The sequence below is a fragment of the Natronobeatus ordinarius genome (assembly GCF_024362485.1).
GTDB lineage: Archaea > Halobacteriota > Halobacteria > Halobacteriales > Natrialbaceae > Natronobeatus > Natronobeatus ordinarius.
On sequence record NZ_CP101456.1, the window covers coordinates 3076228 to 3094667 of the forward strand.

General features: G+C 65.5%; 18 protein-coding genes. 8 read left to right on the top strand and 10 right to left on the bottom strand.

Annotated elements, in window-relative coordinates; all coding sequences use genetic code 11:
- Window positions 1-5: 5 nt before the first annotated feature.
- Window positions 6-740: a helix-turn-helix domain-containing protein gene (locus NMQ09_RS15580; protein ID WP_255191504.1), complete on the bottom strand. Its 735-nt coding sequence runs from the start codon at window positions 738-740 to the stop codon at window positions 6-8.
- Between the two features lie 59 nt (window positions 741-799).
- On the opposite strand from NMQ09_RS15580, the gene NMQ09_RS15585 reads away from it, so the two are divergent.
- The 3 genes from NMQ09_RS15585 to NMQ09_RS15595 all read left to right on the top strand — a co-directional run bounded on the left by NMQ09_RS15585 (window position 800) and on the right by NMQ09_RS15595 (window position 1897).
- Complete coding sequence (locus tag NMQ09_RS15585) at window positions 800-1120, top strand: hypothetical protein (RefSeq protein ID WP_345781268.1); 321 nt, start codon at window positions 800-802, stop codon at window positions 1118-1120.
- Window positions 1121-1319: 199 nt separating this feature from the next.
- On the top strand, window positions 1320-1535 hold the full coding sequence (locus tag NMQ09_RS15590) for a hypothetical protein (protein ID WP_255191505.1): 216 nt from the start codon (window positions 1320-1322) through the stop codon (window positions 1533-1535).
- The gene (locus tag NMQ09_RS15595; protein WP_255191506.1) at window positions 1535-1897 is read left to right on the top strand and encodes a chorismate mutase; all 363 of its coding nucleotides are present in this window, start codon (window positions 1535-1537) and stop codon (window positions 1895-1897) included. Before NMQ09_RS15590 ends, NMQ09_RS15595 begins: the two co-directional genes overlap by 1 nt.
- Window positions 1898-1987: 90 nt before the next feature.
- On the opposite strand, the gene NMQ09_RS15600 is transcribed toward NMQ09_RS15595, so the two are convergent.
- Entirely contained in the window at window positions 1988-3139 is a 1152-nt protein-coding gene (locus tag NMQ09_RS15600) for an acyl-CoA dehydrogenase family protein (protein WP_255191507.1), read from the bottom strand.
- 115 nt (window positions 3140-3254) lie between these two features.
- On the opposite strand from NMQ09_RS15600, the gene NMQ09_RS15605 reads away from it, so the two are divergent.
- Together NMQ09_RS15605 and NMQ09_RS15610 are read left to right on the top strand one after the other, a co-directional pair.
- Complete coding sequence (locus NMQ09_RS15605; RefSeq protein ID WP_255191508.1) at window positions 3255-5228, top strand: 3-hydroxyacyl-CoA dehydrogenase/enoyl-CoA hydratase family protein; 1974 nt, start codon at window positions 3255-3257, stop codon at window positions 5226-5228.
- Window positions 5229-5427: 199 nt separating this feature from the next.
- Window positions 5428-6000: a HalX domain-containing protein gene (locus NMQ09_RS15610; protein ID WP_255191509.1), complete on the top strand. Its 573-nt coding sequence runs from the start codon at window positions 5428-5430 to the stop codon at window positions 5998-6000.
- Window positions 6001-6141: 141 nt separating this feature from the next.
- Here the strand turns inward: NMQ09_RS15610 and NMQ09_RS15615 are convergent, their stop codons facing one another.
- Both NMQ09_RS15615 and NMQ09_RS15620 read right to left on the bottom strand, forming a co-directional pair.
- A complete protein-coding gene (locus NMQ09_RS15615; protein WP_255191510.1) occupies window positions 6142-7245 on the bottom strand; it encodes an SPFH domain-containing protein in 1104 nt (367 codons plus the stop codon).
- A gap of 289 nt (window positions 7246-7534) precedes the next feature.
- On the bottom strand, window positions 7535-8002 hold the full coding sequence (locus tag NMQ09_RS15620) for a hypothetical protein (protein WP_255191511.1): 468 nt from the start codon (window positions 8000-8002) through the stop codon (window positions 7535-7537).
- A 529-nt stretch (window positions 8003-8531) separates the two neighbouring features.
- Here NMQ09_RS15620 and NMQ09_RS15625 point away from each other — a divergent pair.
- Window positions 8532-10250 carry a glutamate--tRNA ligase gene (locus NMQ09_RS15625; protein ID WP_255191512.1) on the top strand — a complete coding sequence of 573 codons (1719 nt, stop codon included), beginning with the start codon at window positions 8532-8534 and terminating at the stop codon, window positions 10248-10250.
- Here NMQ09_RS15625 and NMQ09_RS15630 read toward each other — a convergent pair.
- The 3 genes from NMQ09_RS15630 to NMQ09_RS15640 are packed head-to-tail and all read right to left on the bottom strand — an operon-like array spanning window position 10235 to window position 14174.
- Complete coding sequence (locus tag NMQ09_RS15630) at window positions 10235-10405, bottom strand: hypothetical protein (protein WP_255191513.1); 171 nt, start codon at window positions 10403-10405, stop codon at window positions 10235-10237. The two genes, NMQ09_RS15625 and NMQ09_RS15630, sit on opposite strands and share 16 nt — an antisense overlap.
- Window positions 10402-11157 (bottom strand): TrmB family transcriptional regulator, encoded by a 756-nt coding sequence (locus NMQ09_RS15635; protein ID WP_255191514.1) that lies wholly within the window; start codon window positions 11155-11157, stop codon window positions 10402-10404. The genes NMQ09_RS15630 and NMQ09_RS15635 overlap by 4 nt, the downstream gene beginning before the upstream one ends.
- Entirely contained in the window at window positions 11154-14174 is a 3021-nt protein-coding gene (locus NMQ09_RS15640) for an efflux RND transporter permease subunit (protein WP_425607269.1), read from the bottom strand. The genes NMQ09_RS15635 and NMQ09_RS15640 overlap by 4 nt, the downstream gene beginning before the upstream one ends.
- A gap of 1280 nt (window positions 14175-15454) precedes the next feature.
- On the opposite strand from NMQ09_RS15640, the gene NMQ09_RS15645 reads away from it, so the two are divergent.
- Window positions 15455-16417, top strand: a complete 963-nt coding sequence (locus tag NMQ09_RS15645; protein ID WP_255191516.1) for a DUF368 domain-containing protein — start codon at window positions 15455-15457, stop codon at window positions 16415-16417.
- A 55-nt stretch (window positions 16418-16472) separates the two neighbouring features.
- On the opposite strand, the gene NMQ09_RS15650 is transcribed toward NMQ09_RS15645, so the two are convergent.
- Together NMQ09_RS15650 and NMQ09_RS15655 are read right to left on the bottom strand one after the other, a co-directional pair.
- On the bottom strand, window positions 16473-16637 hold the full coding sequence (locus NMQ09_RS15650; protein ID WP_255191517.1) for a DUF8014 family protein: 165 nt from the start codon (window positions 16635-16637) through the stop codon (window positions 16473-16475).
- Window positions 16638-16685: 48 nt separating this feature from the next.
- The gene (locus NMQ09_RS15655; protein WP_255191518.1) at window positions 16686-17168 is read right to left on the bottom strand and encodes a DUF456 domain-containing protein; all 483 of its coding nucleotides are present in this window, start codon (window positions 17166-17168) and stop codon (window positions 16686-16688) included.
- Between the two features lie 79 nt (window positions 17169-17247).
- Here NMQ09_RS15655 and NMQ09_RS15660 point away from each other — a divergent pair, with 79 nt between their 5' ends.
- A complete protein-coding gene (locus NMQ09_RS15660; RefSeq protein WP_255191519.1) occupies window positions 17248-17976 on the top strand; it encodes an SDR family NAD(P)-dependent oxidoreductase in 729 nt (242 codons plus the stop codon).
- Window positions 17977-17999: 23 nt separating this feature from the next.
- On the opposite strand, the gene NMQ09_RS15665 is transcribed toward NMQ09_RS15660, so the two are convergent.
- Window positions 18000-18386 (bottom strand): DUF7522 family protein, encoded by a 387-nt coding sequence (locus tag NMQ09_RS15665; protein WP_255191520.1) that lies wholly within the window; start codon window positions 18384-18386, stop codon window positions 18000-18002.
- Between the last annotated feature and the right edge of the window lie 54 nt (window positions 18387-18440).

Below are 18440 nucleotides of genomic sequence, written 5' to 3' on the forward strand. Positions count from 1 at the left end.
CACACTCACAGCCGGGGAAACAGCGCCTCGCCCGTTTCACCCCTGACGAACGTCGTCGCCAGCTCGGCCTCCGCCCGGCGCAGGCGGTAGGAGAGCGTCGACCGCGGCAACTCGAGTTCTGCCGCGAGCTCCGAGAGGTCGATCCGACGTGGAGTCTCGTAGTAGCCGCGCTCGACCGCCGCTCGCAGGGCGGCGCGCTGTTCCCTCGAGAGGGGGCCCTCCGCGTCAGGTTCGGGATCGACGTCCGCCAGTCGGAGCAGCTCCAGACCAGTGCAGTCGTCGACCTCCTCGCCGAGGGCGTCGACGAAGTCGCCGATCGGCGTCCCGTTCCCGAGGACGATGCGCCACCGGTAGCGTCGCCCCTCGCGTTCGGTCTCGAACAGCAACCCCTCGCCGAGATGCTCGAGGGCGAGGTGTGGCACCGACGTACAGACGTCCGTCCGGTCCCAGTGAGTGTAGACCACGAGGGTGTCGCTCGAGCGGTCGAGCACCTTGATCTCACAGTCTGCGCCGCAGTCGTCCTTGACGAGGCAGTCGGCGCAGTAGCTCGACTCGCTGTAGGCGCCCTCGAGCGCCTCGAGGGCCTCCGGCGATCCCTCGGCGTGGTCGACCCGCCAGAGGTGGTCCTCGGTGACGTGACACGACAGCGACCGGATCGTCGCGTCGGGGTGGGCCGCGAGCACGTCGGCGACCGGGTTGGTTCCGGACTCGTGCTCGAGGGCGAAGACGAACTCTCTCATACCCGAAGGGAGGGGCTCACGGGAAAAAGGGTTCCCGCTCACCCACGTACGAAGACGCGATGGTGGTGATCGCCGCGATTCCGTGGCTCCGCGGGCTGTGGAACTACTACCGTGAGTACACGAGCACGCCGATACACACGGCCGCGACGGCGGCGCTCGCGATCTTCGGGATTCTCATCTTCGTCGACCCGCTCTTCGCCGTCGTCGCGATCGGCTCGTACGTCCTCCCGCCGATCGTCCTCTACGTTCGGCAGCCAGCGAACGACGACCGATCGTCGACCGCTCGACCGGATGCAGGCGATGACACTCCCCGGGACGGCGATACGGACACCGATCGGGACGACGGTGACACCGACTCGGACTCGGATCGTGACGGGTAGAGGACTCGTTGAAACGATTTACACCCGGTCACAGCCGAGCGGCCAGCCTCGGTAACGAAGCCGAGGCTGGCCGCCGACGTTCGTGACCGGGTGTGCAATGACTTTCAACGTGTACTCTAGCGGCCGAACGAGGGGTTCCACCGGCCACCGCGCGGATCGATTGACAACGGCCATATACCGATACGTGAAACTGACTGTCATGCCACTCGAACCGTTTCGCGACGACCTCGCGGCGATCGATCAGCAACTGGTCGAGGCGATCGCCCGACGCGTCGAGCACGGACCGTTCACCGACGACGCCGACGCTGCCCGCCGCGTCGTCCTCGAGCGGGCACGCGAGGGCGCTCGAGAGCGCGGCCTCGCCGAGGACGACACGGCCCGGGTGTTCGAACTGCTCGAGGAGGCGATGGAGTGATGAAGCAGACGGTCTCCCGTCGGACGGCGCTCGCAGGGCTCGCGCTGGTGTTTGCGGGCTGTGCTCAGCCGTCGAATCCGGCGTCGGAGGACGCGACAGCGGCGTACGAGGACGCCGAGGTCTCGGCGATCGACGAGGAGATCCTCGACCTGATCGAGGCGCGGATGGCGATCGCCGACGAGATTGGGATCGTCAAAGCCGAGGAGGGGCTCCCGATCGAGGTGCCCGAGCAGGAAGAGGTCGTCCTCGACCGCGTCGCCGGCACCGGCGAGGACGCGGGTGCCGACCCCGAGCTCGTCCGGGCGGTGTTCCGGGAGCTGATCGAGATGAGCAAGGACGTTCAGGAGCGACACGTCGATTGACACTTCCGGACGGAAGTCGTGAAAGATCCTCGCCGCCCCAGGTGGCGGGAATCTTCACACAGTTTCGTCCGGTAGTATGAGCCGCCGGTATCAGAAGCCCTTACCGAGCAGCTCGCGAGCGATGATGTTCTTCTGGATCTCGGTCGTCCCCTCGTAGATCTGGGTGATCTTCGAGTCGCGGTAGAGCCGTTCGACCGGGAAGTCGTTGACGTAGCCGGCGCCGCCGTGGATCTGGACGGCTTCGTCGGCGACGGAAACGGCGACGCGGGAGGCGTACTCCTTGGCCATCGAGGCGAGCATGGTGATGTCCTCGCCCTGGTCGACCTTCCACGAGGATTTGTAGGTCAGCATGCGGGCGGCCTCGGTCTTCGTGTGCATGTCCGCGAGCTTGTGCTGGATCGCCTGGAACTCCGAGATCGGTTTGCCGAACTGCTCGCGATCCTGGGCGTACTCGAGGGCGGCCTCGCTGGCGCCTTTCGCGATGCCGACGCCCTGGGCGGCGACCGCGACGCGGGTCTGGTCGAAAAACTGCATCTGCTGGAGGAAGGCGGCGTCTTTCGTGCCCACGAGGTTCTCTTCGGGGACGCGGACGTCGTCGAAGATTAGTTCGGCCGTGTCCGAGGCGCGGATGCCGAGCTTGCCGGTGATCTTGTCCGCGTTGAAGCCGTCGCGGTCGGATTCGACGATGAGCTGTGAGAAGCCGTTGTAGCGACCCTCGGCGTCCGGGTTGGTCTTACAGAGGACGACGAAGAAGTCGCCGACGGTACCGTTGGTGATCCACATCTTGTTGCCGTTGATCACCCACTCGTCGCCGTCTTTCTCGGCCGTCGTCGAAACCGAGGAGACGTCAGAGCCGGTGTCGGGTTCCGAGATGGCTGCCCCGGAGATCTTCTCACCCATCGCGACGGGTTCGAGGAACCGCTCTTTCTGGTCCTCGGTGCCGAACTCCATGATGGCCTCACAGCCAAAGGAGGAGGCCACGATCGAGAGCGCGATGCCGGGATCGACGGCGAACAGCTCCTCGACGATGATCGTGGTGTCGAGGATCGAGTAGCCGGCGCCGCCGTACTCGATCGGGATGTACGGACCGGTCAGGCCCATCTCGGCCGCCTTCTCGACGATTTCGTAGGGGTATTTCTCCTCGACGTCGTACTCCTCGGCTTCGGGTTCGATCTCGTTTTCCGCGAATCGGCGGACTTCCTCGCGGATCTGTTTCTGCTCGTCGGTGAGTGCGAAGTCCATACGCACCACTTCTTGCCTGAACGATAAAGAACTTCGTAACCCGACATAAACTCGGAAAGAGTTTCTTCCCTCAGAGAGGGAAACGTTCAAACCGCTTGCGGTTACATACCTGAACATGGAACTGGAGGATATCAACACCGTAGCAGTTCTGGGTGCGGGGAACATGGGTCACGGCATCGCGGAGGTCGCTGCCCTCGCCGGGTACGACGTCACGATGCGTGACATCAACGACGAGTTCGTCCAGAACGGCTACGACCAGATCGAGTGGTCCCTCGGAAAGCTCGCCGAGAGCGACCAGATCACCGACGAAGAGGCCGACGCCGCCTTAGCGCGCGTCACGCCGCTGGTCGACCTCGAGGAGGCCGTCGCTGACGCGGACGTCGTCATCGAGGCCGTCCCGGAGAAGATGGAGATCAAACAGGACGTCTGGGAAGACGTCGAGGCGTCCGCCCCCGACCACACGATCTTCACGACGAACACCTCCAGCCTCTCGATCACCGAACTCGCCGCGTTCACCGACCGGCCCGAGCGCTTCTGCGGGATGCACTTTTTCAACCCGCCGGTCCGGATGCAGCTAGTCGAGGTGATCGCCGGCGACGACTCCGACGACGAGGTCCTCGAGGTCGTCGCCGACCTCGCCGAGTCGATGGGCAAGTCGCCCGTCCACGTCCACAAGGACGAACCCGGCTTCATCGTCAACCGCATCCTCGTCCCGCTGATGAACGAGGCGGCCTGGCTCGTCGACGACGACGTGGCGACGATCGCCGAGGTCGACTCCACGACCAAATTCGACCTGGGGCTGCCGATGGGCAGCTTCGAACTCGCCGACCAGGTCGGCATCGACGTCGGCTACCACGTCCTCGAGTACATGCACGAGGTGCTCGGCGACGCCTACGAGCCGGCGCCGCTGCTCGAGGCGAAAGTCGAGGCCGAGGAGTTCGGCAAGAAGACGGGCGCGGGCATCTACGACTACGAGGACGGCCCCGGTGCGGAGATCCCGACCGACGAGTTCTCCGAGGTCGCTCGAGACCGACTGCTCGCGATCATGGCCAACGAAACCGCGAAGCTGATCGGCGGCGGCGTCGCCGAGCCCGAGGCGATCGACGAGGCGACGAAGCTCGGCGCCGGCTTCCCGGACGGCCCGGTCAAGATGGTCGACGCCCACGGCCTCGAGGACGTACTCGAGACGCTCGAGGAGGCCTCCGAGGAGACGGGCCACGAACGCTACGCACCCGCGGACTACCTCGAGGAACGCGCCGAGGCGGGCGGCTTCTACGACGTCGACGAGGACGACGAGGGCGTCTCCTTCGAGACGATCCGCGTCGAGTACCCCGGCGAGATGGTCGGACAGATCGTCCTCGACCGCCCACATCGGATGAACACCATCAGCACCGAGCTGCTCGACGAACTCGCCGAGGCGATCGACCTGCTCGAGGCGGACGACGAGGTGCGTGCGATCCTGCTGACCGGCGAGGGCGAGAAGGCCTTCTCCGCAGGCGCGGACGTCCAGAGCATGGCTGCCGGTGGCGCGGATCCGATCGCTGCGGTCGAACTCTCCCGGAAGGGCCAGGGGACGTTCGGCAAACTCGAGGCCTGTGAGCTGCCCGTCGTCGCGGGAATCGACGGCTACTGTCTCGGCGGCGGGATGGAGCTCGCGACCTGCGCCGACCTCCGGGTCGCCGCAGAGCGCTCGGAGTTCGGCCAGCCGGAGTTCAACCTCGGCCTGATCCCCGGCTGGGGCGGCACCCAGCGGCTCAAACACATCGTCGGCGAGGGCCGCGCCCGGGAGATCATCTTCACAGCCGACCGGTACGAGGCCGAATCGATGGAAGCGTACGGCTTCGTCAACGAGGTCGTCGACAACGCCGACCTCGAAGAGCGCGCGATGGAGCTGGCAGCCCAGCTCGCCGGCGGCCCGCCGATCGCCCACCGCTTCACCAAGCGTGCCATGCTCGCCGGCCGCAACGACACCGACGCCGGCCTCGAGATCGAGGCTACCGCGTTCGGGCAGCTGATGGCGACCGACGACCTCATGGAAGGGATCACCGCGTTCATGGGCGGCGAAGATCCCGAGTTCGAAGGCAAGTAACGCACCCGTTCCGTGCCGGCGTAGCTCGAGTCGGCCTCCGATCACGAGTCGGCGCCTGATCGGTCTCATCCACGGCGACACACGACCGCGGCCGTCGCCATCCGACCCACGTCAAATCACGTAGCCGCGAGATTTATCATCCGCTATGACCATCTGTCGGGCGTGGCAGTAATCGACGAATCGGTGGGAGGAGTCCATCATGACTAACGAGCCGGAGGTACTCGTCGTAGACGACGAGACGCGTCTCGCTGACCTGTTCGCGGCGTGGCTCGAGACGGAGTGGTCCGTCGCGACCGCCTACGACGGGGAGGAGGCGCTCGAGAAGCTGACCGATTCCGTCGAGGTCGTCCTCCTCGACCGTCGGATGCCCGGCATCTCAGGTGACGAAGTGCTCGAGGAGATCCGTGAGGCGGGATACGACTGTCGGGTCGTCATGGTGACGGCCGTCGACCCCGACTTCGACATCATCGAGATGGGGTTCGACGACTACCTCGTCAAGCCGGTCTCGAAAGACGACCTCCACGAGATCGTCAACTCCGTCCTGCGCCGGTCGAGCTACGCGGCCGACGTCCAGGAGTACTACTCGCTCGTCTCGAAAAAGGCGCTCCTCGAGTCCGAAAAGACCGATCACGAACTCGCGGAGACCGAGGAGTACCAGCGCCTTCGAGATCGGCTCGACGAACACCGGGTACGCATCGACGAGACCGTCTCGGAACTCTCGAGTCACGAGGAGTTCGTCGGCGTGTTTCGAGATCTCGAGTCGGGAGACTGAGGCCGCCTTCCTCGGCCAGCGCCCGGTCCCGTTGAGGCTCGCCGATCCCGTTTCTCGCTCGCAAGTCACGGAATCCGTCGTGGCAACCGCTCATCGTTGACGTTCGCTCATCATTCGTCGACGGAGACACTCGCCGGGGGGTTACGACTGTGGCCCCTCGTCCGCCCCGCCAGTGAACTCGTTCTGACCCGCGTCCTGCCCTTCTTTGACCGCCTGGGCCTGTTGTTCCATCTCCTCGACGTCCATCTCGGTCACCGCCTCGATCTCGCCGAGGATCTCGCCGATGTCGTCGAGGCCGATGAGTTCGCGCGTCTCCGCGTCGAACTCGAGGCTCTCGAGGACGTGGCCGTCCTCCCTGACGTCGCTGCCGGTGAGGTGTTTGCCGTACCGCCCGACCATCGAGGAGAGTTCCTGGGGGAGGACGAACGTCGTCGATTCGCTCTGGCCGATCTCGGCGAGCGTATCGAGTCCCTCGTCGATGATGGCGCGTTCGCCCATCGACTCCGCAGATCGGGCCCGCAGGACGGTCGAGATCGCCTCACCCTGTGACTCGAGGATTCGGCTCTGTTTTTCACCCTGGGCGCGGATGATGTTCGACTGCTTGTCACCCTCTGCTTTCTCGATGGCGCTGCGGCGTTCACCCTGCGCCTCGAGGATCATCGCCCGGCGCCGGCGTTCGGCGGAGGTCTGCTGTTCCATCGCGCCCTTGACGTCGCGGGAGGGAGTGACCTCGCGGACCTCGACGCTCTCGACGCGGATGCCCCACTCGTCGGTGGGTTCGTCGAGTTCCTCGCGGATCCGGGCGTTGATGCGTTCGCGCTTGCTCAGCGTGTCGTCGAGTTCCATGTCACCGAGCACGGCGCGCAGCGTCGTCTGGGCGAGGTTCGACACTGCCCGCTTGTAGTCGTCGACCTCGAGGAACGCTCGCTTGGCGTCCATCACCCGGATGTAGACGACCGCGTCGGCCGTGACCGGCGAGTTGTCTCGCGTGATCGCCTCCTGATGAGGGACGTCGATCGTCTGGGTCCGCATGTCGAAGCGGTACACCCGGGAGACGAACGGCGGCACGAAGTTGATCCCCGGCTCTAAGAGCTTGCGGTACTCGCCGAAGACCGTCAGTGCGCCCCTGTCGTAGGCGTCGACGATTTCGACCGCGCTCAGTATCGCTGCGACGACCACGACGAGCACGAGCGCGCCGACGATGGTGAACGATTCGACGACCTGAAGCGGGACGATGAGGTCCATTAGTAGTTGGAGGGTCGCCGGAAGAATAACCCTTGGGAGCAACCAGCACGCAGGTATTACCGCTCGAGGGGATAGTTGGGCTCTGTTGAGACCATCGGTGACTGATACAAACGGCCGACTGCACACAGGAGAGGAGTACAGCACGACGATTCTGTTTGGTTCACGCCGAGGTCGGTGACCCAGTTTGCTCACTACACGTGCATACTCACCGTTGGATGTTTGCCAGTTCTAAGATGTTTTCCTCACTGTCGTGTGGTATACAACATTCAAGTCGAATCACATATCTAGCCTATTCAGAGTTTGAACAATCAAACGTTCTCCAGAACGAAAGCCTTGGCCCACTATCTTCTCGTATTTCTCCGATATCTACGCGGACCTGGACGCACTCGTAATCGTAGTCGGTGAGATCGAGTGTTATTCCTTCGTCTCGTAATTGATCGGCCCGCCACGCTTGGATGACGTACGATCCTGCCTGTGTTGGATGGCCTTCGAAATACACTCCACTCCACCTGTCGTCTCCTAACTCCGACGTCGTCTCCGCTGCTGCTGGGATCTCGATTGAGGTCTCATATACGATCTCGTCCTGCTCAGAGATATCTATGAATAGTGTATGTGGGTCGTCCTGATAATTAACAGCCAACAACTGATCTAGTTGTGTATCTTTTGTCGGTTCGCTCCGGTCAAAACATCCAGCAAGCGCAACCGGAATTGACGCAGCCGACCAGCGGAGGACTTGACGGCGTGTTTGCGGGGACATACGTGAAATCAAGTGGCTCAAAAACATATTGGTTGCTATCTCATTTGTCCCGGGATACGGAGATGATCTGAGAATCACACTCCCTGTACTGCCCCAATCACTAACCCTCGCAGATCCCGTCTCATACTGATGGTTGTAGTCTCTTACCGGTGATCGCCCCCCGGGACGGCGATCACCGGTACACAGTTACAACCGTCATAATGAATGCAAGGCGGAAACCCGCGTCTTCAGGCGTCCTCGGAACGCAGAGCGTTCCGATGTGCGAACGAGACGCTTTGCGTCTCGTCAACGCGGGGGGAAGTCGACAACGATGCCACAACCCGCGTTCGATTGACAGTTCGTGACACATTCACGTCCTGATACAGTACGACTGTTGGGAACCATCACCGCACAGTCTGTGTGACAGAGTCTGACAATTCGAGATGCAAACGCCAACGCCGATACGGTCGGGTGCTCAGGAGGAGAGACACCGTGGGTGGCGAACCGACACCGCGGGGGTTTTGATCAGGGGGCGTAAACTGCTTCGGTAATGGACGACGAACTGCGAACGCGCGTCGAGCGCGAGGCCGAAAAACACGCGCTGTTGAACGCCGTCAAACACGAGAGCGACGCCAACGTCGGCGCCGTGATGGGGCCGCTGATGGGCGACAACCCCGACTTCCGCGAGCACGCCGACGCCGTCCCCGGCGTCGTCGGCGGCGTCGTGAGCCGGGTCAACGACCTCGAGTACGCCGAGAAACGCGCGCGACTCGAGGAACTCGCCCCCGACGAGTTAGCCGAGCTCGAGGCCGAGGACGAGGAAGACGAGTACGACCTGCCGGCGCTGCCGAACGCCGAGGCGTACGACGAGATCCGGATGCGGTGTGCCCCCAATCCCAACGGCCCGTGGCACGTCGGCCACGCCCGGATGCCCGCCGTCATCGGCACGTACAAGGAGCGCTACGACGGCTGGTTCTGCGTCCGCTTCGACGACACCGACCCCGAGACCAAACGGCCGGATCTCGACGCCTACGACGCCATCCTCGAGTCCGTCGAGTACCTCGGCTTTTCGCCCGACGCGGTGTACAGAGCGAGCGACCGCCTCGAGACCTACTACGACCACGCTCGCGAGCTGATCGAGCTGGGCGGGGCCTACACCTGTGACCTCCCCGGCGAGGAGTTCAGCGAGCTGAAAAACGCCGGGAAGCCGTCGCCGAACCGCGATAAGGATCCGGAGACGGTGCGCTCCGAGTTCGAGGCGATGGTCGACGGCGAGTACGAGAGCGGCGAGATCGTCCTGCGCGTCAAGACCGACATCGAGCACAAGAACCCCGCGCTCCGGGACTTCGTCGCGTTCCGGATGGTCGATACGCCCCATCCGCGCGAGGAAGCCAGCGAGTACCGTTGCTGGCCGATGCTCGACTTCCAGTCGGGAATCGACGATCACCTGATCGGCATCACCCACATCATCCGTGGGATCGACCTGCAGGACTCGGCCAAACGCCAGCAGTTCGTCTACGACTACTTCGACTGGGAATACCCCGAAGTCGTCCACTGGGGCCACGTCCAGCTCGACGCCTACGACGTGAAGATGAGCACGTCGACGATCAAGGAGCTGATCGAAGCGGGCGAGCTCGACGGCTGGGACGACCCCCGCGCGCCGACGCTCGCGAGCCTCGAGCGACGGGGCATCCGCGGCGAGGCGATCACGTCGGCGATGGTCGAACTCGGCACGTCGACCAGCGACGTCGACCTCGCGATGAGTGCGATCTACGCGGCCAACCGCGACCTGATCGACGAGGAGGCCGATCGACGCTTCCTCGTTCGCGACGGTGTTTCACTTCCCCTCGCCGGCAGCCCGCCCGCGGAGGCGACCCCACTGCTGCACCCCGACCACGAAGCGCGCGGAACCCGAACGATCCCGGCTGGCGACGCCGTGTTGCTCGAGGAGGAGGACCTCCCCGCCCGCGAGGACCGCGTCTGGCTCAAGGGCCTGGGCTGTTTCCAGTACACCCGCGACGCGCTCCAGTACACCGGCGAGGAGATCGAGGTCGTCCGCGAGGGCGACGTCGACGTCGTCCACTGGGTCCCCGCGAGCGAGAGCGTCCCCGTCCGGATGCGGACGATGGAGGGCGACGTCTCGGGCCGGGCCGAACCCGACGTCGCCGACCTCGAGCCCGACGAGGTGGTCCAGTTCGAGCGGATCGGCTTCGCCCGGATCGACGACATCGACGGCGACGAAGTCGTCGCCTACTACGCACACCCGTAGGGTTCACTCGAGTCGCTCCGCTCACGCGAACCGAAGCCATCGGGCAGCGTGGATCGACTCCCGAAGCACTGGCGGGTGGCGTTCCCGAAGCGCTGGCGGGTGGCGTTCCCGAAGCGCTGGCGGGTGGCGTTCCCGAACGCGAGAGGCGCCGTCACCGCAGTGGCGGCTCGGCGGTGGCTTCGATCAGCTGGATGAGGACTGACGCGAACAGCGAGCCGTCGCTCCAGATGGCGGTCTCGCTGCCAGCGTCGTCGACGACGCTCAACAGGACGGCGTCGTCGTCCACGATCGCGATCCGCCCGGAGCGCTCGTCGTCCTCGCGGTGATCCGACGGCGCAAAGACGGTCACCCCCTCGAGGGCGTCGAACCGTTCTCTGACGGCGGGATCACGGCTGATCACCGAGACGTCGACGCCGCGGTCAGCGTGCTCTCGCAGGACGCGTTCGACCTCGTCGGTGACCAGCGCCGGGAGGCGGGTCCCGAAGACGGCCCGTTTCTCGGCACTCGAGAGGACGTCGATCACGCGGTCGTCGACGCGGTCGCGGCCGCGGACCGTCCAGATGTCTTCCTGGGCCTCTTCTCCACCCGCCTCTTCGCGAACGGCCTCGACGTACTCGAACGCGCGTTCCTGTTCGGTCTCGAACCGGCTCCGGAGCGTCTCGCGCGCTTCTTCGACGTCCACCGGTCGGTACCGGATCGGGCTCGACTGCTGGACCTCGAGGAGCCCACGGCCCTCGAGGCTCTCGGCGACGCTGTACACCTGCGATCGAGGCACGTCGGCGACGTCGGCGACGTCGCGGGCGGTGCCCGACCCCAGTTGCTGGAGCGCGATGAACACCTTGGCTTCGTAGCTGGTGAGCCCGAGCCGTTCGAACGCCTCGATCGCGGCCGACTCGTCTGCGGTCATTCGTCACCTCCAGAACTGACGTCCTGGCCGCCGTCGCTCGCGGTCGGCGTCGCAGGCGTTCGGCTGGAGACGTCGAACGAGACGTCGGGGCCGAAGTAGCGCGTCCACAGCACCAGCAGCGTCGGCAGGACGATCACGCTCGCGAGGAATGCGTAGACGATCGTCAACCCGGTGATGATCCCGAACTGCTGGAGCGCCGGGAGGATCGCGAGCGCCAGCGTACCGAAGCCGCCGACGGTCGTCGCGGCACTCCCGAGCAACGCACCGCCGGTTCCCGTCACCGTGGTGTGCATCGCGTCCCAGACGTTGCCCTGTCGCTCGAGTTCGAGGGTGTATCGCGAGCTGACGTGCACACTGTACGCAACGCCCAGCCCGATCGTAAGGCTGGTGATCATCCCCGTCAGGACGTTGAACGGCATCCCGAGCAGGTACATCGTCCCGAGAATCCAGCTCACCGTGAACGCCACCGGCAACAGCGTCACCGCACCCAGAGTGGCGCTGTTGCCCGTCATCCAGTAGGCGACCGTGAGGAAGACGAAGACGACCACGAGCGTAATCGCGAGGCTCTCGAGAACCGTGTTCAGCAGGTCCTGCTCGACGACGTGATTGACGATCGGACCGCCGGTCGCGATTGCACTCCAGCGGGGATCGGTCCCGCCGTCGTCGAAGCTGGCGGCGAGGTCGCGCATCTCGTCGGTCGTCTCGGCAGAACCGGCGTTCCCGCTGATCGAGACGAGCATCCTGATCGCCTCGTACTCGCCGTCGTCGGTCCGATAGATCAGGTTCGCCGCGTTCTCGTCGACCTCGAAGAGCTCGTCGTACAGCGCCTCGAGGTTCTCGTTCGGGACGCCGTCGCCGGTCGTGTCGGCAGCGACGAACGACTCGTTGAACGACTCGTTGTTCGCCGCGACGTCTTCCATCGTCGACAGCGGGCTGTCGACGTCGGCCGCCCCGCTGGCGAGGACGTAGACGACGTCGCTCTCGCCCGCCCGCTCTTCGATGGCGGCGACCCGCTCGAGGGTCTCGTCGTCGGTCACCTCCCCTCGGATGAGGAGCTGGGCCTGGGCGTCCTCGCGCTGGAAGTTTTCGTTGACGTAGTCGAGTTCGGCTTTCGCGTGGTACTCACCCGGAGTGAACGGGGCGGGAAGCGAGTACACCCAGTCGGGCGGACTGTCGGCGAGGAAGTCCTCGTCCTCGAAGCTGGTGTCGACCTGCGTCGCGCCGTACATCCCACCGGCAGTCAACAGGAGGACGGCGAGGAGGACGACCAGCGGGGCCCGCCGGGCGGCGATCGCACCGACCGAGAGCGCGCTCGCGAACCTGCTCTCACCGGTCCCGAACGCTCGTTTCCGACGATCGAATCCCGCCCGTTCCAGCAGACAGTCGAGTTCGACTTTCACGGCGGGCACGAGCGCACCGAAGACGACGAGCGCCGCCAGGATGCCGAACGCGCTGACGATCCCGAACGCCCGGATCGGCTCGATCGGGCTCACGAGGTTCGCCAAAAATCCGATCGCCGTCGTCGCCGTTACCCAGACGAGTGCCACGCCCACGCCCGCCAGCGCGACCGTCATCGACCCGCGAACGTCGTCAGTTACGCCGTCGGCCTCCCGTTGTTCGCGGTGGCGCATGAACACGTGGATAGCGTAATCGATCGACAGCCCGATCAGGAGGACGGGAACGGCGATCATCATCTGGTTGAACGCGATCCCCATCCAGCCCATGAACCCGAACGTCCAGACGAGGACGGCGAGGATGCCGAGGACCCCCAGGACGATGTCCAGCGGATCCCGGTAGGCGACCGATAGTGCGATCACGACGAACAGCAACGCCAGCGGGCCGACGATCGCTAAACTGTCGCCCATCGAACGGTCGATCTCGTCCATCATCGCTCCGGCCCCGAAGACGACGTACTCCTGATTCCGGTCGGACGCCAGCTCGCGCATCTCGAGCTGGGCGTCGACCACGTCGGCGCCGAAGCCCCCGGGCTCACCAGCGCTGGTCGCCTCCGCCGTGGACTGCGTGATGAACGTCATCCGGGCGTCCGCGCTCGTGGAGCCGGGATCGTACGACGACGGCAGCAATCCGAGCGCGAACTCGTTGTCGTCGTCCCCGAGCGTATCGGTCACTGCCTCCTCGAACGCCGCCGCGCTCATCGACTCGAGGTACTCGAGCTGCTCGTCGAGCGATGGATCGAACTCCTCGAGCTCCTCGAACGCCGCCTCGAGGTCGTCGCCTCGCGCCTCGAGCTCCTCACCCCACGCCTCGAGCTCCTCACCCCACGCCTCGAGTTCGTCGCCGCGGGCCTCGAGTTCGTCACCACGAGCTTCGAGCTCATCACCGCGGGCTTCGAGCTCATCACCCCACGCCTCGAGGTCGTCGCCTCGCGCCTCGAGTTCCTCACCCCACGCCTCCAGCTCATCGCCGCGGACCTCGAGCTCGTCACCACGATCTGCGAGTCGCTCCCCTCGCGCCTCGATCGATTCGGCTTCCGCCTCGAGTTCCGCGCCGCGAGTCTCGAGTTCCTCGCCACGGGCCTCGAGCTCGGCGAATTCGTCCTGGAAGAGCTCGAACGGCGCACCTTCGACGACCCTCGCGAGCGCCGTTTCGACCTCGAAAAGGTCGCTCGTAAGCGACCGAACGTCGGCGGCAGCAGCCAGGAAGTCGTCGCGCTCGTCTTGTTCGAGTGCAGCCTCGTCCGCTGCCTCCTGCAAGGTCGTCTCGATCGCCGTTTCGAGCTCGGTCGCGTTCTCCGCGTACGCCCCGTCGTCGATCTCACCCGCGGCGTAGGAGGCGTTGAGCTGGTCGTACTGGCTCTGTAACTCGGCGACTTGGTTCAACGCCGCCAGGAGGTCGTCCGCGCGGGGATCCGGTCCAACGACGCCGACCGTCCCGTCTTCGAACGCCTGCTCGAGGGTCGCCTCGAGCTGGGCCCGTTCGCTCGTGAGCGTTCGAACCTCCTCGGCCGACGCCCGGAACTGCCGTTCCTGGTCGGCGTCGAGGGCCGCCTCGTCGATCGCCCCCTGGAGGAGCGCCTCGATCTTGGCGTCGGCCTCGGATTCCGTTAGGTTCCTGGCCTCGTACTCGGCTTGCACCTCGCTCGTGTCGGCGAGCGCGCCCGACAGCATCTCCGCCCGGGCCTCGAGTGCCGCTTGCTCCTGGGCGAGTTCCTCGCCGTCTCTCTCGAGCCGTTCGAAATCGGCCTCGAGTTGCGCCGCCCGGTCCGCGAGCCGTTCGGCCTGCCACTCGAGCGTTTCGGCGTCCGCCTCGAGTTCGTCGGCCGACGCGTTCAGCGCCTCGAGTTCCGCCTCGAGTTCGTCGGCCGACGCGTTCAACGCCTCTGACTCCGCCTCGAGTTCGTCGGCCGACTCGTTCAACGCCTCGAGTTCCGCCTCGAGGTCATCGGCCGACTCGTTTAATGCCTCGAACTCTGCCTCGAGTTCGTCGGCCGACGCGTTGATCGCGTCGGCTTCGGCCTCGAGTTCGTCGATGCGCTCGTCGACCATCGCGCTGATGACCAGCAGGTTCTCGACGCCGACCGCCGAGTCGTTCTCAGCGAGCGTCGCGTCGATTGCGTCGGCGTCGCGAAGCTCCTGCTGGAAGGCGAGCGAGTCGAGCAGCGACTCCTTCGTGAGGACGTTCTCGCCCCTGACGATGAGCTGGACGGTCGTCGTGTTCCCGTCGCCCGCCGTACTGAAGTTCTCCGCGGCGTACTCAGACGCCTCGACTTCGGGAGAGTCCGTCTCGAACTGCTCGAGCGACGAGTCGTCGTCGATCATCGCCACGCCGGAGCCGAGCAACGCCGTCGTCAACAGGAGGGTGACGATGACGACGGCACTGTGGGCGGTGATCCAGTTGCCAATCCGGTCCGGGGCGCTCATTCGCGCAGCCCTCCGTTCACGTCGGGACGCTTCGTCACGGCGGGGACCTTCGGATACATCTCTGTTAGTACGATCCTACAGAACGAGTGCCGATATACTTGTTGTTAGGATCGTACTTACATCACGACCATTCAGTCGGTTCCCGACCGACGCGTCTCGTTCGCCGTAGGTCACCGTCGAACCCTGTAGAACTCGCCTGCCGAACTCGACGATTGGGTCGACGCGACCGCCCACCGAAACCCGGAAAACGGGATCGACGCGAACACCTACCGAAACCGAGAAGAACGCCCACCGTCGCTCACTGCAGCGGGTGGTGACATTTATACGACGGCACCGATATCCGATACGTATGTACCGCGAACGGCAGTCCCACCGCGACGCGTCGGCGGGACCGAACGACCGACGCCCGCGAACGCATGGGGTATAGCCTCGAGCGGTCGATCGTCGACCGGCTGGCGGTACTCCGAATCTACGCCTACGGGCTCTGTATGGGATCGGCCGACGCCCTCCCCGGCGTCTCCGGTGGGACGGTGGCACTGTTGCTCGGCTTTTACGGCCGGCTGATCGCCGCCGTGACCGCCCTCACCCCCGCCCGGGCTGTAGCCGTCCTCCGTGGGTACGACCCCGCCCGGCGCGAACGGGCGAAGGAGGCCATGCTCGAGATGGATCTGGGCTTTCTGCTCCCGCTCGGCGTCGGGATGGTGACGGCCGTGGCGCTCATCGCCGGCGCCGTCTCGGCGCTCGCTGCATCTCACCCGATCGCCCTCTTTGGCTTTTTCACCGGCCTGATCGCTGCCTCGGCGCTCGTCCTCTATCGGAGCCTCGAGTTCTCCTCGCTCGAGCACGCCGTCGCGGCCGTCGTCGGCGTCACGCTCGCACTGTTGATCGCCGCCAACGTGATCCAGCTGCCGGGCAGTGGTCCCCTCCTGATCTTCCTGTCGGGGGCGCTCGCGATCAGTGCGATGATCCTCCCTGGCGTCTCGGGCGCGCTGATCCTGATCCTGCTCGGCCAGTACGTCTACCTCTCTGCGGAGCTGAGTGCGTTTCTCTCCGGCGTCGGACGACTCGTCGGCGCGGGCGGCTCGCTCGAGGCCGTCGTCGGCCCGGGAACGACCGTGACGCTGTTCGTCCTCGGCGGGATGGTCGGGCTCGTCACCATCGCGCGGGTGGTCAGGTACGCCCTCGACCGAAACCGCGAGGTGACGCTCGTGTTCCTCGTGAGCCTCATCGCGGGTTCGATTCCCGCCCCGCTTCACAACATCGCCGAGACCCACAGCCTGACGAACGAAGTGCTCTTGCTGACGGCGGCGTGGGCCCTCGTCGGTGCAATTTCCCTGTTCGTCCTCGACTTGCTCGCCGGCGGGTTCGACCCCGAGTGAGACTCTCGCCAGCGGGTTCGACACCCGGTGACGCCCTCGCCTCGACGAACTGCGCTCATCCCAGGAGCTCGTCGTCGCTGTCGGGCAACGGATCGGGAACGACGCCGTCCTGCTGGGCGAGTACGCGGGCGTGCGGGGCACAGACCAGGCGGTTGTCGGCCCAGGGAATGTACAACTCGACGGCGGCAGGCCGCTCACACCCCTCTTCTGAACACTCCATGACTCGAGCGACGGGCCTGCAGGACTCAGTCGTTTCGACCTATTCGGGTCAGAGGAGAAGCACGACGAGAAATCCAAAGAGGATGGTCGCCGTCAGCAGGGCCTGCACGGCCGTCGACGCCAGGATGCCGACGGTCGCGAACGCGGCCGACCGGACGCCGTGGTCGACGTCGCCGTTTCGGGCGAACTCGAGGGCGAAGACCGTCCCGAACAGGCCGGCAAGCAGGCCGAGGGGGCCGGTGATGACCATCAGTACGATGCCGACGACGGCGGCGATCGCCGTCGTTCCCCAGGATGCGCCGCCGAACCGGGCAGAGATCGCGCCGCCGAAGAACTCCGTGAGCAGCGTGAGCACACCCAGGAGCGTGAAGACGACGAGCGCGAGCGTCCCTGGCTCGGTAAAGCCCGAGTGCCACCAGTAGAGGTAGACCCCGGCGAGCGAGAGCGCGCCGCCGGGAACCAGCGGAATCAGCGTCCCCACGACGCCCCCGACCAGCAACGCGACGGCGAGGACCGTGATCGCGTCGACCATAGCCGACGCTCGAGCGCCGACGGCAAAGCCCTGGCGTCTTTCCTCCGGCTATTAGGTCCCGGCGTGTGAACACCCCCGTATGACTGACGGTGCGATCGTCATTGGCGCGTCCTCGGGCATCGGCGAGGCACTCACTCGAACGCTCGCCGCCGAGGGCTACGAGGTGGGCCTCGCCTCGAGGCGCGTGGAGCGACTGAAATCGATCGGGGCCGACCTCCCGACGAAGGCGTACGTCGCGTACATGGACCTCACCGAGGCCGAGCGCGCACGCGAGGCGTTCGTCGAACTCGCCGACGCGATGGGCTCGGTCGACCTCGTGGTGATCAGCTCCGGGGTCGGTCACCTGAACCGCGACCTCGAGTGGGAGCCCGAATGCGAGACGATCGACGTCAACGTCCGTGGATTCACGGCAATCGCGACGGCGGCGCTCGAGCACTTCGAGGCGAGCGGAACGGACGGCCACCTCGTCGGCATCTCCTCAGTTGCGGCGGTCTTCGGCAACGGTGGCGCGCCAGCGTACAACGCCTCGAAGGCGTTCGTCTCGACCTATCTCGAGGGACTTCGACATCGGCAGGCGGGCCGGGAGGCCAACGTGACGATCACGACGGTCGAGCCGGGGTTTGTCGACACCGAGATGGCGATGGGAAGCTTCTGGATGTGCTCGCCCGAGACGGCGGCGAGGCAGATCCTGCGGGCGGTCGAGCGTGACCGGCGACACGTCTACGTCACCCGCCGGTGGCGACTCGTCGCGTGGCTCCTGAAGGCGGCGCCGGAGCCGGCGCTCCGGCGGTTGTTCGCCCGGGTCTAGAGCCGTTCATCCGCGCCGGCGGCTCACTCCTCGTCGGCCTCGCGGAGGACGCCTCGCATGGCGGACGCGAGTTCCTCGAACCGGTCGCGTGCCATCTCGTCGGTGGTGACGAAGACGCCCCGATCACCGACGATTACGCGGGTGAGGTAGCCGTGTTCGAACACGCGGATCGTGAACTCGTACGCACCCAGTTCCGTCCCCGCGTAGTCCATCTGCGACCGGAATCCGAGCCGTTCGGTGTCGGCGAAGCCGACCAGGTCGGCGCTCGCCTCGAGGTCGCTCCGGAGGTAGACCTGCTCGACGTCGCCCTCGGTGAAGTACGTGAGGCTGCGCAGTTCGTCGCCGACGACCGTCCGCGCCGCGCTCTGCAGTTCGGTCTCGAGTTCGTCGGTGAGCGAGTCGGCGCTCATGCGAGGGCCGTACGACGTGTGAGGGTATAAACCAGGACAATCGTTCTCATTAGA

What these genes read in the sequence shown, in the direction of transcription:
- NMQ09_RS15650 (WP_255191517.1), bottom strand. Translation starts at nt 16,637, where the DNA reads ATGGAGTGTTCAGAAGAGGGGTGTGAGCGGCCTGCCGCCGTCGAGTTG.
- NMQ09_RS15615 (WP_255191510.1), bottom strand. Translation starts at nt 7,245, where the DNA reads ATGGACCTCATCGTCCCGCTTCAGGTCGTCGAATCGTTCACCATCGTC.
- NMQ09_RS15645 (WP_255191516.1), top strand. Translation starts at nt 15,455, where the DNA reads ATGGGGTATAGCCTCGAGCGGTCGATCGTCGACCGGCTGGCGGTACTC.
- NMQ09_RS15660 (WP_255191519.1), top strand. Translation starts at nt 17,248, where the DNA reads ATGACTGACGGTGCGATCGTCATTGGCGCGTCCTCGGGCATCGGCGAG.
- NMQ09_RS15620 (WP_255191511.1), bottom strand. Translation starts at nt 8,002, where the DNA reads ATGTCCCCGCAAACACGCCGTCAAGTCCTCCGCTGGTCGGCTGCGTCA.
- NMQ09_RS15665 (WP_255191520.1), bottom strand. Translation starts at nt 18,386, where the DNA reads ATGAGCGCCGACTCGCTCACCGACGAACTCGAGACCGAACTGCAGAGC.
- NMQ09_RS15590 (WP_255191505.1), top strand. Translation starts at nt 1,320, where the DNA reads ATGCCACTCGAACCGTTTCGCGACGACCTCGCGGCGATCGATCAGCAA.
- NMQ09_RS15595 (WP_255191506.1), top strand. Translation starts at nt 1,535, where the DNA reads ATGAAGCAGACGGTCTCCCGTCGGACGGCGCTCGCAGGGCTCGCGCTG.
- NMQ09_RS15635 (WP_255191514.1), bottom strand. Translation starts at nt 11,157, where the DNA reads ATGACCGCAGACGAGTCGGCCGCGATCGAGGCGTTCGAACGGCTCGGG.
- NMQ09_RS15610 (WP_255191509.1), top strand. Translation starts at nt 5,428, where the DNA reads ATGACTAACGAGCCGGAGGTACTCGTCGTAGACGACGAGACGCGTCTC.
- NMQ09_RS15600 (WP_255191507.1), bottom strand. Translation starts at nt 3,139, where the DNA reads ATGGACTTCGCACTCACCGACGAGCAGAAACAGATCCGCGAGGAAGTC.
- NMQ09_RS15585 (WP_345781268.1), top strand. Translation starts at nt 800, where the DNA reads ATGGTGGTGATCGCCGCGATTCCGTGGCTCCGCGGGCTGTGGAACTAC.
- NMQ09_RS15605 (WP_255191508.1), top strand. Translation starts at nt 3,255, where the DNA reads ATGGAACTGGAGGATATCAACACCGTAGCAGTTCTGGGTGCGGGGAAC.
- NMQ09_RS15655 (WP_255191518.1), bottom strand. Translation starts at nt 17,168, where the DNA reads ATGGTCGACGCGATCACGGTCCTCGCCGTCGCGTTGCTGGTCGGGGGC.
- NMQ09_RS15580 (WP_255191504.1), bottom strand. Translation starts at nt 740, where the DNA reads ATGAGAGAGTTCGTCTTCGCCCTCGAGCACGAGTCCGGAACCAACCCG.
- NMQ09_RS15625 (WP_255191512.1), top strand. Translation starts at nt 8,532, where the DNA reads ATGGACGACGAACTGCGAACGCGCGTCGAGCGCGAGGCCGAAAAACAC.